The following is a 13,504-nucleotide window of genomic DNA, read 5'->3' as shown; positions in this document are numbered from 1 at the left end:
TCTACTCCTGAGAGGCGGAGGTTTCCGCCGCGGGCAGTAACGGCAGGGTCAGTCGGGCGCAGGTCCCGCGCCCGACCCGCGAACGCAGCGACAGATCGCCCTGGTGGGCGCGCGCGACGGCCTTGACCACGGCCAGGCCCAGACCGGTCCCCGTGGTTTTCGTCGTGAAGAAGGGCTCGCCCAGGCGCGCCAGGGTCTCCGGCGCGATTCCCGGACCATCGTCGCTCACGCACAGGTGCAGATGGGTATCGCGGCTATACAGGTGAACCTTCAGGCGTGCGTCGCGACCCGCCGCCTGGATGGCGTTCTGGATGAGATTGATGCTGGCCCCCACCAGGGTATCGCGATTGCACAGCAGTTCGCCCTGATGGGCGTCGCATTGCCAACGGATCGCCATATCGCCCACGTGGGGCTCGGCGGCGTGACGCAGCGCGTCGAACCAGGCCCTGGGCGCCAGGCGATCGGGCAACGGCAATTCGCCGCGGGCGAATACCAGCATGTCGCGGACCTGGTGTTCGAGCTCGTGCAGGCGCTCTTTCAGGCGCCCAGCGAAGCGCTGTTGCTGTTCCACCGATAGCGCCTGTTCGTTGAGGTGGCTGGCGTAGAGCAACGCAGCGGAAAGCGGAGTACGTATCTGATGGGCCAGCGAGGCCACCATGCGCCCCAGTGCGGACAATCGCTCGTGCCGGGACAATTGATCCTGCAGGCGTCGCGTTTCGGTCAGGTCGGTGAGCAGGACCAGTTGCCCGGGTTCGCCATGCAGGGAGCAGGTGGCGATCGACAGTCGGCGGCCGTCCTTCAAGGATATCTCGTGACCGTCGTCTTCCCGGGGCGAGAAGCAACGGCTGATCACCTGCCGCCAGAGCATGCCCGCCAGCGGTTGGCCGAGCAGATGACGCGCCACCGGATTGGCCTCGCGCACCACGCCCTGCCCGTCGATCACGATGACGCCGCCAGGCAACAGGTCGAGCAGGCTCTGCAGGCGGTGGGCCAGCCGTTCTTTTTCCGCCAGCTCCTGCATGCGCTGGGCGCTGACCAGGGCCAACTGCCCCTTCAACTCACTGACCCGCGCCTCCAGCAGGGTGTAGGACTCGCTGAGTTGGGCGGACATCTGGTTGAACAGCGCGAAGGTCTGCTCGAGTCCGCTCGGCGGCGCATCGGCTTCCGACGGCGGTGTCTCGAAGGGGAATTCCTGGCTGGCGGCTTGCTTCATGGGTCGTCTCTCGCTTGGCGAACCGTCAGAAGACGGTCGGTCGAGATAGACATAGCAAGCAACGTGCCTAAAAAATTAGGCTTTATTTTCAAACGGTTGGAAAAAGCAGCCGAAGGCAGGCGTCAATCCTTCGGCTATTCGGAGCGGCAATCGCGGTCTATTCGACGCCCGCGTCGTCTTCGTCGCGGCGACTCATCCCGTACTTGCGCATCTTTTCCACCAGCGTGGTCCGGCGAATGCGAAGGCGCTCGGCGGCGCGCGCGACCACGCCATTGGCGTCGTCCAGCGCCTGCTGGATCAGGCCTTGTTCGAGATTGCCGAGATAGTCCTTCAGGTCCAGCCCCTCGGGCGGAAGCATCGCCGAGGTGCTCGTCCCGGAAAGACCGGCGGTGATCGCGCTGCGCTCCTCCAATTCTTCCCGCAGGCTGGCCGCCAGTTGTTGGTCCTCGTCTTCGATGTGGCGGAATTTCTTCGGCAACTCGGTGACGCCGATCACTCCGTATGGATGCATGATCGCCATGCGCTCGACCAGATTGGCCAACTCGCGGACGTTACCGGCCCAGTCGTGATGGCACAGCGACAAAATCGCGGCGGAATTGAAGCGGATGGAGCCCCGCTTCTCATGCTCCATCCGCGAGATCAGTTCGTTCATCAGCAACGGGATGTCTTCGATGCGCTCGCGCAGTGGCGCCATCTCGATGGGGAAGACGTTGAGGCGGTAGTACAGGTCCTCGCGGAAGCTGCCCTCCTCGATCATCTTTTCCAGGTTCTTGTGGGTGGCCGCGATGATCCGGACGTCGACGTTTTGCGTCTTGTTGCTGCCGACCCTTTCGAAGGTCCGCTCCTGCAACACGCGCAGCAGTTTCACCTGCATCGGCAGGGGCATGTCACCGATTTCATCGAGGAACAGGGTGCCACCGTTGGCCATTTCGAAGCGCCCGGCCCGGGTGGTGATGGCGCCGGTAAAGGCGCCCTTCTCGTGCCCGAAAAGCTCGCTTTCCAGGAGCTCCGCCGGTATCGCCCCGCAATTGACCGGTACGAAGGGCGCATCGCGACGCTTGGAGTGGTAATGCAGGTTGCGCGCGACCACTTCCTTGCCGGTCCCTGACTCGCCCAGGATCAGCACGCTGGCGTCGGTATCGGCCACCTGCTCCATCATCTGCCGAACCTGCTGGATGGCGCGACTGGTGCCCACCAGGCTCCGGAACAGATTGGGCTCACGCTGGCGGCCGCGCTCACGGGCCTGGTCATACATTTCCCGGTACACCTGGGTCCGGTGCAGGGAGTCCAGCAGTTTGCTGTAGCTCGGCGGCATTTCCAGACTGGCCAGCACGCGTCGGCGCACGTCTTCCGGCCAATCGTTGGGGATGGGCTCTCCGATCAGGAGCAAGGGCAGGTATTCGTCCCAATCGGCGAGCTGCCTGAGCAATTCGGGCTTGCCGCCCTTGAACTCGATGTCGCCGAGCAGGACGGCCAGGACGTCGCGACTGGAGCCGAGCGAAGCGACCCGCTCCTGCCAATCCGCACTGGTACAGGCCAGGTGCTCCTCGCCGAGGAAATTCAGAATGATCGCGAGCTCCCTGCGGCGCTCACTATGATCATCAATCAGCAGAAGTTTGGTTTCACGCCACATCGGACATCGGACTCACAGGCTGGCGCACCGTAGCGCGACAAGGCATTCGTACCCCTGGGTACAGGCACGAACGCCAGTATTAGGCCAGCAGTAAAGTCAAAATTCGCCGATTAGTCAATTTTATGACGGGCTTTTTTGCCGATAAAACGGAAGGAAGAGGGAAAAGGCCGAGGTCCGCGCCTCAGCCGAACAGTTCGTAGACTTTCGCTCCCTGGGCGGAACGCTGGATCATGACCAGCTCGTTGGCCACTTCATCGCGTGCGTCTACGCATGCCTGGGTCATCCGCCGGTAGACATCCATCAGCAGTTCCAACTGCACACGCAGGGCTTCTTCCTGGCCAACGCTTTCCACCAAGGCATCTTCGACCTGGCGGCGGCAGACCAGATCGAGGTCGCCGATGCGCTCCCAATCCGAATTGACCAAAGCGTCGCTCAATGCCAACCGTGTCTCTTCGATGTGCCGCATTGCATTTCCCATGAGAATCCCTCCAGGGTTCAGGACGCGATGGCGTCCCAACCGGTTTTGACTTCACGCAGCAGGCCAGAGACTTCTTCCAGCATGGAACCGTCATTGACCCGGTTGGCCTCGAGCAGGCGAGCGATCATGTAAGCGTACAGGCCGTCCAGGTTGACCGCGATCTCGCCGCCCTTGGTGAAGTCCAGGGCTTCGCGCAGTCCGCCAATGATGCTGATGGTCTTGCCGATCAGTTCACCCTTGAGAGCACCCTGGTCGCGCTGCAAGGCGCCCTGCGCCTGCGCAAGACGTTCGAGACCGCCCTGCATGAGCATTTGAATCAGGCGGTGCGGGCTGGCCTCTGCGACCTGCGCCTGGACACCTACTTGCTGGTATTGCTTGATAGCCATCATCGCGCTCATGTCACCGCCCCTTGTGCTTCAGCCGTTGCAATTTCGATATTCAAGATATCGGCTGGACCTGCAGGAGCTTTAAACGTTTTTTAAATGTTTTATGAGTGCCGGCGACGGGGTTCGAAAGCAAAAAGCCGCGCTCCGGAATGACCCGGATCGCGGCTCTGTTTCATCTGTATTTATGAGCTTTTTACGACCCCGGGAAGCGAGGCCAGGGTCGAGGCCAGGCTGGAGGAAGTAGTATTCAGCTTCGAAATCAGCGAGTCCATGGCGGTGTACTGGGCATACAGACGCGTGGATAGGGCTGTCATCCGAGCGTTGAGCGAAACCTGCGCCGCATCGTTATCCTTGATGGTCTTCTGCAGGATGGTCGTGCGTTGCTCGATGACGCCGTTACTCTTGGTGAACGGATCCAGCTTGGCGGTGAGCCGGCTGGCCAGCCCGGAATCGCCGGTGAAGTAGTCGGAAATGCCACTGAAATCCTTGGCAACGGCCTTGTCCAGCTTGTCGCTATCCAGCTTGAGGGTGCCGTCGGCCTGGGTAGTGATCCCCAACTCCGCCAGTGCACTGAAGGTGCCGCCACTCTGCGGCGCCACGAGCTCGTTGCGTACGCCGCTCAGGAGCGTACGCGCAGTGGCGTCGCCCACCAGGGCGCCGACCACGGGCGAACTGTTGGTGACGGGGGTGACCTTGGTCTGCGCGCTGATGACACCGATCAGGGTGTTATAGGAGTCGACGAACTTCTGCACGTTGCTTTTGACGGTGCCGGTGTCTTCCGCGATGGTAAGCGTCAGCGGTGTATCCGCAGTCGTCTTCGCCTTGAGGTTGAGACTGACACCATCGATAGCGTCGGTGATGGTATTGCTGTCGCTCACCACCGATAGGCCATCGATGGTCAGCTTGGCGCTCTGCGAACTCGACAGCGTCTTGCCAGCCTTGGCGACGGCCGTATCGTAGTCGGCCTTGGCAGCATTGTATTCGTCGGTAGTGCCGTAATCGTTGGCATCCGGCGCTGTCAGGGTCGGGCCCGGAAAAGTCAGATCGCCCAAGGAGTTGTCGCTGCCGGCCGCGCTGTTGCCGGTAACGGTAATGTCCTTGCCATCGCCTGTCTTGTTACTGTTAATCACCAGGCGCGAGCCTTGGCTGTCCGTCACGATGGTGGCGGTCAAGCCTGCTCCAGCGCCTTGCTTGTTGATCGCATCGCGAATGCCCGCGAGGGTGTTGTTGGTGCTATCGACCGTTACGTTCAACGCCTCGGTACCGCCCACATCGATCTGGAGGGTACCTTCGTTGAATTTCGCGGTACTGCCACCCGCTACGGCGGCAAGCGCCACCTTACTGTTCGAGGCCAGTTGCGAGACCTCGATCTTGTAGGAACCCGCAACGGCGCTGACGCTCGAATCGGCGGTCAACGCAGTGGTATTGGAGGAGGACGCCGTACGTGCCAGAAAGGACGATGGGCTGTTGAGCGTGGCCAAGGCAGTCTGGAAATTGCTGATGGCACTCTTCAAGGTGCCGAGCGCGGTCAGCTTGGTAGTCGCCTGGCTGGAAACCTTAGTGATCTGGTTTTGCTTGGGCGCTTTTTCCGCGGCCACCGACGCGTCGACGATGTCCTTGATGTTGATACCGGAAGCGATCCCGGTAGTAATTCCTGATGTGGCCATGCTGCACCTCCGTCAATAAACTGTCTTCGGGGTCCGTGTTCAGCCCGTTTAGGATTGAGCAATCAAAAAACGCGCCACCTGATCAGGCTTTCGTTTCGAACATCAGACTACGAACGTCATCGAGGCGCTCTGCGAGCCGCAACACTTCTTCAGAAGGAATCTGACGAATCAACTGCCCTGAGTCGGCATCCATCACTTTGACCACGATGTCGCCACTGGATTCATCCACGTTGAAATTCAGATAGCGATTCACGTTTTGCACGAACGACTGGATCTCGGCTACCGCACCCTTCACGTTTTCGCGCGAAGCATCGCCTGACTGGGTTGTTCCGTTGCTTTGTCCATCCTCGGTTTGTGAGGAAGCCTGAATCGGCCCCGTCGAAACGGACACAGGGACGGAGGTCTTGAACGTGGAGAGATTGTTGATGTTCGCAACGTCCATTTTTCAGTACCTCACAAAGACCAAAAGAGGGGGAAGAGTCGCCTCTTCCCCCTTGCCTCTAGGCTATGACTCAGCCCTTATCTCAGCAGGCTGAGGACAGACTGCGGCAACTGGTTGGCTTGGGCCAGGATAGCGGTACCCGCCTGTTGCAGCACTTGGTTTTTCGACAGAGTCGCAGTTTCCGCGGCGAAGTCGGTGTCCTTGATCCGGCTACGGGCAGCATCGGCGTTCTCGGCGATGTTGGTCAGGTTATCGATGGTGTTGGTGAAGCGGTTTTGCACCGCACCCAGATCGGCTCGTTGAGAGTCGATACTGGCCAACGCCTGGTCGATCACTGCGATCGCGCTCTGAGCACCCTCGGCGGTAGAGATGTCCACTTTGTCGACGGTGTTCTTGGTTGCCGCAGTGTTCCCGAACAGTTCAGTGGCGCCCGTTACCGAGTAGGAAGACGAGGCGTTCAACTGGACTGTACCGACAACGGTGTTGGTACCCGAAGAGAGTGCCGCGCCGCTGGCCAACGCTTTACCGTCGGAACCCTGTACAGCTACGGTCACGCTGGTTGCACCGCCGCCACCGATCTGTACGTTCTCACCGCTGCTGGAGGTGATGGTCAGTGTACCCTTGCTGTCCAGGTTGGCGGTCAGGCCGAGTTTGGACGAGTTGGAGTTCAGCTGATCCGCCAGATCCGAAGTCGAAGTGATACCGGACAGCGTGATGGTATCGCGGTCGCCGACCTTGAAGGTCAGATCGATCGGAGTACCCGACGCCGAACCGGACACCGACGCGGTGAACACGGTACGTGCCGAAGCGCTGAGACCTTGGACCGAGCCATCGAGCAGCTTGGCCGCGTCTTTGGCACTGGTGGCAGCGCTCAGATCGACGGTTTCGGTCTTGCCACCGCCTGTCACGCTGACACCACTCGCACCGGCGAACAGCGCACCGGTCGCAGTGCTCACGCTACCGGCGACAGAACCGGAAGCCGCGCCGCTGCTGGAACCCAGTTGATAGGAACCGATGGCGGTCGAAGAAGCATCCTTCAGGCTCACGTCGATGGTTTCGTAGGCGTTGGAACCTACTTGGAAGCTGGAAGTACCGAACGAACCGTCGAGCAGCTTACGACCACCGAAGGTGGTGGTATCGGCGATACGGGTCAGTTCAGCTTGCTGCGCCGACACTTCTTTCTGCAGGGCGGCACGGTCGGTGTCGCTGTTGGAGCCGTTGGCTGCCTGGATGGACAGGTCGCGGATCCGCTGCAGGATGTTGGTGGACTGCTGCAACGCACCTTCAGCGGTTTGCGCCAGGGAGATGCCGTCGTTGGCGTTGCGGGAAGCAACGTTCAGACCGCTGATCTGGTTGGTCAAACGGTTGGAGATCTGCAGGCCGGCCGCATCGTCCTTGGCGCTGTTAATACGGTTACCGGTGGACAAACGCTGCAACGAGGTGCTCAAGGCACCCGAGGAAGCGTTCAGGTTGCGCTGAGTGTTCAGCGAGGAGATGTTTGTATTAACTGTCAAGGCCATGATGATGTCCTCCGAAGGACCTAGCTGATTGCCTGAGCTTGCGACTCCGGGCCTGTTGCTCAGGCGTACCTAAAGTTCGCATTCGTAGTCTTTATCGGCGTTCCCGCCTGGACCTTTAGAGCCCTGGAGAACTTTTTTTCTCCCTTCTGCCTTGACAAGCGCTTGGGGTGAAAGCCGTCACCGAAGCTATCGACACGAAGTCCTCCAACTTTAGCCGATCGCTTCTATCTGGCCTTTCACCTACCGTGACTTTTCAATCGGGCAGCCAGGCCGCTTGCCAGCGACGCAGGTTTTCCCCGGACAACATCCAGTCGCGATGCACGCATTCGCGCAGCGCCCTGCCCTGCGCGGCCGAGGCCTCGGGATCGGCCAGGTGCTGCTGGATCGCATCCATCCAGTCCTTGAAACGATTCTTTACCCGGGTCACCGGCAGGTCGCCCCGGAAGCAGCGCACGTCGCTGCAGATCACCGGATAGGCGCAGGCGCCGTATTCCAGCAGGCGCAGGTTGCTCTTGCACTCGTTGAACAGGTTCTGCTCCAGCGGCGCCAGGGCCAGGTCGAGGTCCAGGCTGGCGAGCTTGGCCGGGTACTCGTCGATGGAAACCCCAGGGTGGTATTCCTTGACGTAGGGGCGCAGCTTGTCCGGGCACATGCCGAAGAACACCCAGTCCACCCGGTCGGCCAGTTCGCGGACCACGTCGAAGATCAGTTCCAGGTCGCCGGTATGGCTGGCACCGCCGCCCCAGCCGATGCGAGGCTTGTCGCCCACGTTGCGGCGGCTCTGCAGGTGGCCCCACCAGTGCACCGGCAAGGTGTTGGCCACGACCCGGATGGTGCCGTGCAGGTCGGCGAAGCTTTCCGCCAGGGCTTCGGTGGACAACACCAGGCGGTCGGTCAGGGCGATCACTCGCCGCAGCGACTTGACGATGTCCTTGGGCATGGTGGCGCGGTGCACGCTCTTCAGCGGCAGGTTCGGCAGGTAATCGTCCAGCTCGAAGACCTTGAACGCCCGGGAAAACGTGCGCACCTCGGATATCGCGGCAAGGTTCTCGTCGCGGATCTGCCGCTGCAGCAGCAGGACGTCCGGCTGGAAACGCTCCAGTTCGACCAGGGAATGGTAGCGATCGCTGATCTGGCCCTGGATCAGCCCGGCTTCCTGGAGCGCCTTGAACGGCTGGATCACCCGGTAGTGACCGCAGCCGAAATGATCCGCCGGGTAAGCCAGCACCCGGGGCAGCCCGGCGATCGGCAAGGGGTCCCAGCTCCGGTCGCGGACATGGTCGAAATCGAAGCCGGAGCTGACGATCGACAGGTTGCGGTTATACGCCGGGTCATTGGCCAGCACCGGCAGCCAGCGGCTGTACATCAGGCCCTTCTCCCGCTCCACTTGCTCGCGCTTTTCGCTGCTCCAGGCGCCGGACTGCTCGTGGCTCACGCCACCGTCGGTGACCACCACGCAATGCGGCGTCCACACCGTCAGGTAGCCGACCTCACGCACGCGCAGGCAGAGATCGACATCGAACTGGCTGTATTGCAACGCCTCGTCGAGACCGCCGACCTCGTCGAATACCGAGCGGCGCACCATCAGGCAGGCGGCGCTCACCGCGGTGTAGTCCTGGTCTACTTGCAGCCGCTGCATGTAGCCCGGGGTCTCCAGGGGCTGGCCGACGAAGGGCCGGTCCGCCGGGCCATTCAGCCCGAGGATCAGGCCCGCGTGCTGGATGCGCCCGTCGGAAGACAGCACCTTGCCGCCGACCACGCCCACTTCGGGACGCAAGCCGTGGTTGATCAGTTGCGTCAGCCAATGGGCGTGGATGATGATCGAGTCGCTTTCCAGCAACACCAGATAATCGCCGAGCGCCTCGCGGGCCCCCAGGTTGAGCAGCGCCGGCTGCGAACGCGCGGACGCGGAACCGACCACCCGGACCTGGTCGCTGCCGAGCCCGGCGATACCGGCCAGCCAATCGCGTACTTCCGCGTCGGCGTCGCCGCCTTCGAGGATCAGCAGCTCGAAACGGGGATAGCCGGTCTTTTCCAGCAGACTTTCCACGCACTGACGCAAGACCGGCAGGCGTCGGTCGGCGCTCACCAGGATCGACACCAGCGGAGTGTCGGCGTGGCGATAGTCGATGCGATAACGACCCGGCAGTTCGCTGAGCACCTCGGCCTGGTAGCCACGGGCACCCAGGTGCCGCTCAATGGCCCGGCGCTCGTCGGGGTTGTCGGCCAGCAACGGCGCGTCGGTGCTCAACAGCACCTCGTCGACGTGGCCGAGACCGACCAGACCGCCCTGCTCCACCAGCCGCAGCAACAGGTCGAGCTCCGCCGCGCCGGCGAAGTCGGCGTCGAAGCCGCCGAGCCCGTCCAGCACGTCGCGGCGGAACAGCCAGTGGCGCGCATGGGCGGCCGGGAAACTCAGCAGCAGGTCGAGGTTGAAGGCCGGACGGAAGGCCGCGCCGAGAAAGCCGTCGGGACCGCGATGGAATTCGTCGGCGAAGATCGCCCGGCAGTCCGCCGCCTGGGTCAGCTCGACCGCCAGCATTTGCAAGCCGGCCGGGGTGAACTGGTCGCCGGCGCGGGCCACCATCAGCCATTGGTCATCGCTGGCGGCGATCGCGGCATTCAGCGAGGCGATGGTGTCCGCCTGCCTGGCATGGAGGCGCACCGGCAACGAGGTGGCGGGGATGTCGACGCCGTCGGCCGCGAGCAGATGCAGGGTCACCTGCCGGTAGCGCCCCTCCTCGAGACTGCGCAGGGTGTCGGCCAGGGCCTCCGCCTGGCCTTCGTCCGCCAGCAGCAGGATACCGATCCTCGGCTCTGCGCCGGCCGGCAGCAGGTGCCGCTCGATCAGCCGGGTCTGCTCCGCATTGGGCGTGCGGGATGCCAGCCAGCGCTCCAGGTTGCGCTGGAAGCGCAGTTGATGGCCGTATCGGGCGAATTCCGCGGCAGCCGCCTGGGTGACCGCGATGAAATGGTCCAGCTGCGGCCAGAAGGCCCGCGCCTCCGCCTCGAGCTTTTCCCGCAACAGCGGCAAGGTGGCGCGGGCCCGCTCGATTTCGGCCTTCTCGAGGCCCCAGGCCAGCCCGTACATGCCGGTTTCGTCCGGCGCGATGAGATGGGGCGCCGCCGGGTTGGGCACGATCACCCCGAGGCAACCGCACAGGGCCGCCTCCAGCACCAGGCCGGAGGCCTCGCCGCAATACAGGTATTCGCACTGCTGGAACAGCGCCGCCAGGCTCTCCCAGGACTCGGGCCATTGCGGGGTGATTTCCACCGCGTCCGGCGGCAACAGCGAAGCGTCGATCTCGGCGTGGCCGCGACGCCCCTTGTAGTAGCAGACCTTGCCGCGCACCCGCGTCGCGGGGTTCTGCGGCGGCTGGAAAACCCGCAGGTCGACCGCCGGCAGGAAAAGCACGTTTTCCGGTTTCGCCCCGTATTGCGTCAACCCCTTGGTGTAGGCGAACACCAGATCGTCGGGATCGTAGACCCCGCTGCCCTCGATGAAGCCGGGCTTGTTCAGCAGGTAGCGGACGACGGTGTTGGCCTTCAGCGGGTTGCCGTCCATGACTTCCGGGTAGACCACGATGGGCTCGATCCCCGCGGTCTTGTGCAGCTCCACCACCAGGTCGGTCAGGCGGGGCGTCATCAGGTCCGGACTCATCACCTGGGCATAGATGTAGGCTTCATGGCCGGAACGGATCAGCGCGTCGCAGAGCATGTGCAACACGCGGATGCCGGCGGAGTTGCGCCGGTAATCGGCGGCCATGATGTAGTAGGGATTGGGACGTTTGGCGAACAACGCGCGGGTGGACTGGCTGGGAGACGGGGTTACCACGGGAGAATTGGCCATGTTCGCTCACTAGTCGGGAGATTGACGCTTTGCTCACTATAGCAACCATCATGCCCGGCCCTAGCAACCATCATGCCCGGCCCCGGGCGCCCCCAGGCGCTTTCGACGGCGCGCGCCGCCTCGTCAGCTGGATGCTCGCATCCCTCAGGCGTCGCGCCACCACTGCGCGGTGCGCAGGATCGCCTGGTCCAGCGGCGTCCAGACGTCCAGACCCAGGCCACGGGCCTTGTCGATGTCCGGGATATAGCGTGAACGCGGGCCGGCATCGCCCTGGTCGGCGACGCGCAGCGGCTTGTCCGGCGCCAGCAACGCGGCGACCCGCTGCGCCAGATCGACGACGCTGAGCGCGGCGTCGGAGCCGACGTTGTAGGCCTCGCCGGCGCGCCCCTGCATCAACAGCGTCAGCAGCCAACCGGCCAGGTCGGCCCCGTAGAGGTAGCTGCGCAGCGCCTCGCCCCGGGATTGCAAACGGATCGCGTCGTGCCACAGCGCGTCGCGGATGAAGTTGCCGATGGCGAAGTGTCCATCCAGCGGCAGGCCCGGCCCGGCGAAGGCGAAGCAGCGCGCATGCACCACCGCGAACCCCTCGCGACGGGCATACAGCGCGCCGAGGGTTTCCGCGGCGCGCTTGGCCTCGCCATAGGCGCTGTCGGCGGATTCGCTGGCGCAGGCATGGGTGGCCGCCTCGAGGATCCGCGCGCTGTCCGCCGGTTGCCGCCCGTATTGGGCGCCGGAGCCGACCAGCAGCACCCGGCGCACGCCGCCGGCGACCGCGGCGTCCAGCAGATTGCGGGTGCCTTGCAGGATGCCGTCGTAGATGGCCAAGCCGTCGCGGTGCGCCTCGGCCGAGGTGTCGGTACCGGCATGCAGCAGCAGGTCGAAGGGCCGGCCGCCCAGGTCCACGGTGCGCATGTCGCCGGCGCACCAGTCGAGCCAGGGGGCCTGGCGATACCGCGGCTCCTGGCGCAGGAAGCGTTCGGGGTCGCGGGAAACCAGGGTGACCCGCGGCTGCACGCCGGCGGCGTGCAGCGCATCGAAGGTGGCCAGCAACCAACGGCCGAAGAAACCGGTCCCTCCGCTGAGCAGCAGGCGCTGGCCATGCAGCGCGCGCAGCCCCGGCAGGCGCCCGAGCAGGCTTTCGATATCGGCGGCGATGCACGGGCTGTCCAGGGACAGCGAAGGCACGCCGGCCATCACAACCCGCGACGTTTGATCAGGGTGCGCATCGCCGGATTGATGAACGAGCCTTCCACGTGTTCCAGGGTCAGGGAGCCGTCCTGCTGCAAGGGCTGCGACAGGGTCAGGCCGTTGAGCAGTTCGCGGCAGGACAACTGGCCCTTCTGCAACGGAACCGCCAGGTAGAAATCCTCGCTGAAATTCGCGTGGTCCATCACGTAGCCGGCTTCCAGGTCGCGCTTGGCGTAGACGCCGCGCACCAGGTTATCCAGGTATTCCACCTCGCGGGTCGGCAGCACCCGGCGCTGGGTGCCGGCGCCGCCGCACATTTCCCGGGCCTTGTGATAGGCGCGGAACCACTCGTCCACCTGGTGGGGCAGCGAACAATAGGAGGACACCGGAATGCCGTCGGCGTCGATGTCGATGTGCCGCTCCCAGGTGCGCGCGCCCTTGGCATAGGAGATGAGCATGGAATGGGTCCAGTCGTGGTACTCGTGGGTCGAGAAACCGATCACGTGGTTCGGGTAGCGATTGCGGAGGAAATCGATCTGGTTCAGCTCCAGCTCGTGGTCCTCGGAGGGATAGAGCGACACGCAGTGGTTGATCGCCAGGGGAATGTCGCGGTTCTCGAAGAACAGCACCAGGTCGTCCAGGTTCTTCTGGCTGGCGCCGCCCGACGAGGCGATCACCGGCCGGCGGGTCTGGGCGATGCGCTCGATCAGCGGCCAGTCGTTGATGTCGGAACTGGCCATCTTGATGATCGGGAAGTTGAATTTCTCGCAGAGGTCCACGGACTGCTCGTCGAACGGCGTGGCCATGGGGATGCAGCCGGACTTGGCGATCGCCTCGACCAACACGCCGAAGTCTTCCTCGGTGAGCTTGGTGTCGAGGGTCTTCTTCACGTAGCGGATGTCTTCGCGGTTCTGGAAGTCCTTGTGCACGAAGCGCTCGACGTCGCGGAACTGCAGCTTGATCGCCGCCTTGACGTTGTTGAAGCGCACCGGGTGGGCGAACTGCTGGACGATGCGCAGACCCCGGTCGAGGCGGCCCCAGTGGTTATTGGCCAGTTCGAGCACGAACAGGTCTTCGAACACTTCGTTTGGATTTCGCATGGAGTCTTTCCTGTCTTTTTATTCGTC

Annotated in this window: 9 protein-coding genes and 1 pseudogene; all 10 read right to left on the bottom strand. The window is 63.4% G+C overall.

Features of this window, described 5'->3' with window-relative positions; genetic code table 11:
• Position 1 precedes the first annotated feature (1 nt).
• Positions 2-1,147: pseudogene (locus OGL92_RS01335) on the bottom strand (ATP-binding protein); the annotation flags it as partial.
• Between the two features lie 223 nt (positions 1,148-1,370).
• Complete coding sequence (locus OGL92_RS01330) at positions 1,371-2,846, bottom strand: sigma-54 dependent transcriptional regulator (protein ID WP_263139245.1); 1,476 nt, start codon at positions 2,844-2,846, stop codon at positions 1,371-1,373.
• Positions 2,847-3,027: 181 nt separating this feature from the next.
• Positions 3,028-3,324: a flagellar protein FliT gene (locus OGL92_RS01325; protein ID WP_263139238.1), complete on the bottom strand. Its 297-nt coding sequence runs from the start codon at positions 3,322-3,324 to the stop codon at positions 3,028-3,030.
• Positions 3,325-3,341: 17 nt separating this feature from the next.
• Positions 3,342-3,722: a flagellar export chaperone FliS gene (gene fliS / locus OGL92_RS01320; protein WP_263139230.1), complete on the bottom strand. Its 381-nt coding sequence runs from the start codon at positions 3,720-3,722 to the stop codon at positions 3,342-3,344.
• Positions 3,723-3,892: 170 nt separating this feature from the next.
• Complete coding sequence (fliD, locus tag OGL92_RS01315; protein WP_263139227.1) at positions 3,893-5,377, bottom strand: flagellar filament capping protein FliD; 1,485 nt, start codon at positions 5,375-5,377, stop codon at positions 3,893-3,895.
• Positions 5,378-5,459: 82 nt separating this feature from the next.
• Positions 5,460-5,819 carry a flagellar protein FlaG gene (locus OGL92_RS01310; RefSeq protein ID WP_263139226.1) on the bottom strand — a complete coding sequence of 120 codons (360 nt, stop codon included), beginning with the start codon at positions 5,817-5,819 and terminating at the stop codon, positions 5,460-5,462.
• A 77-nt stretch (positions 5,820-5,896) separates the two neighbouring features.
• Positions 5,897-7,339 carry a flagellin gene (locus tag OGL92_RS01305; RefSeq protein ID WP_263139224.1) on the bottom strand — a complete coding sequence of 481 codons (1,443 nt, stop codon included), beginning with the start codon at positions 7,337-7,339 and terminating at the stop codon, positions 5,897-5,899.
• Between the two features lie 253 nt (positions 7,340-7,592).
• Positions 7,593-11,189: a glycosyltransferase gene (locus tag OGL92_RS01300; protein ID WP_263139221.1), complete on the bottom strand. Its 3,597-nt coding sequence runs from the start codon at positions 11,187-11,189 to the stop codon at positions 7,593-7,595.
• Between the two features lie 144 nt (positions 11,190-11,333).
• On the bottom strand, positions 11,334-12,383 hold the full coding sequence (locus OGL92_RS01295; RefSeq protein ID WP_263139218.1) for an NAD(P)-dependent oxidoreductase: 1,050 nt from the start codon (positions 12,381-12,383) through the stop codon (positions 11,334-11,336).
• A complete protein-coding gene (locus OGL92_RS01290; protein ID WP_263139216.1) occupies positions 12,383-13,477 on the bottom strand; it encodes an N-acetylneuraminate synthase family protein in 1,095 nt (364 codons plus the stop codon). The genes OGL92_RS01295 and OGL92_RS01290 overlap by 1 nt, the downstream gene beginning before the upstream one ends.
• Positions 13,478-13,504 lie beyond the last annotated feature (27 nt).

The sequence above is a fragment of the Pseudomonas sp. RIT-PI-AD genome (assembly GCF_025642785.1).
Classification (GTDB): domain Bacteria; phylum Pseudomonadota; class Gammaproteobacteria; order Pseudomonadales; family Pseudomonadaceae; genus Pseudomonas_T.
Note: the sequence above shows the minus strand (reverse complement) of the source record. Positions and strands in the feature narration are given on the sequence as shown.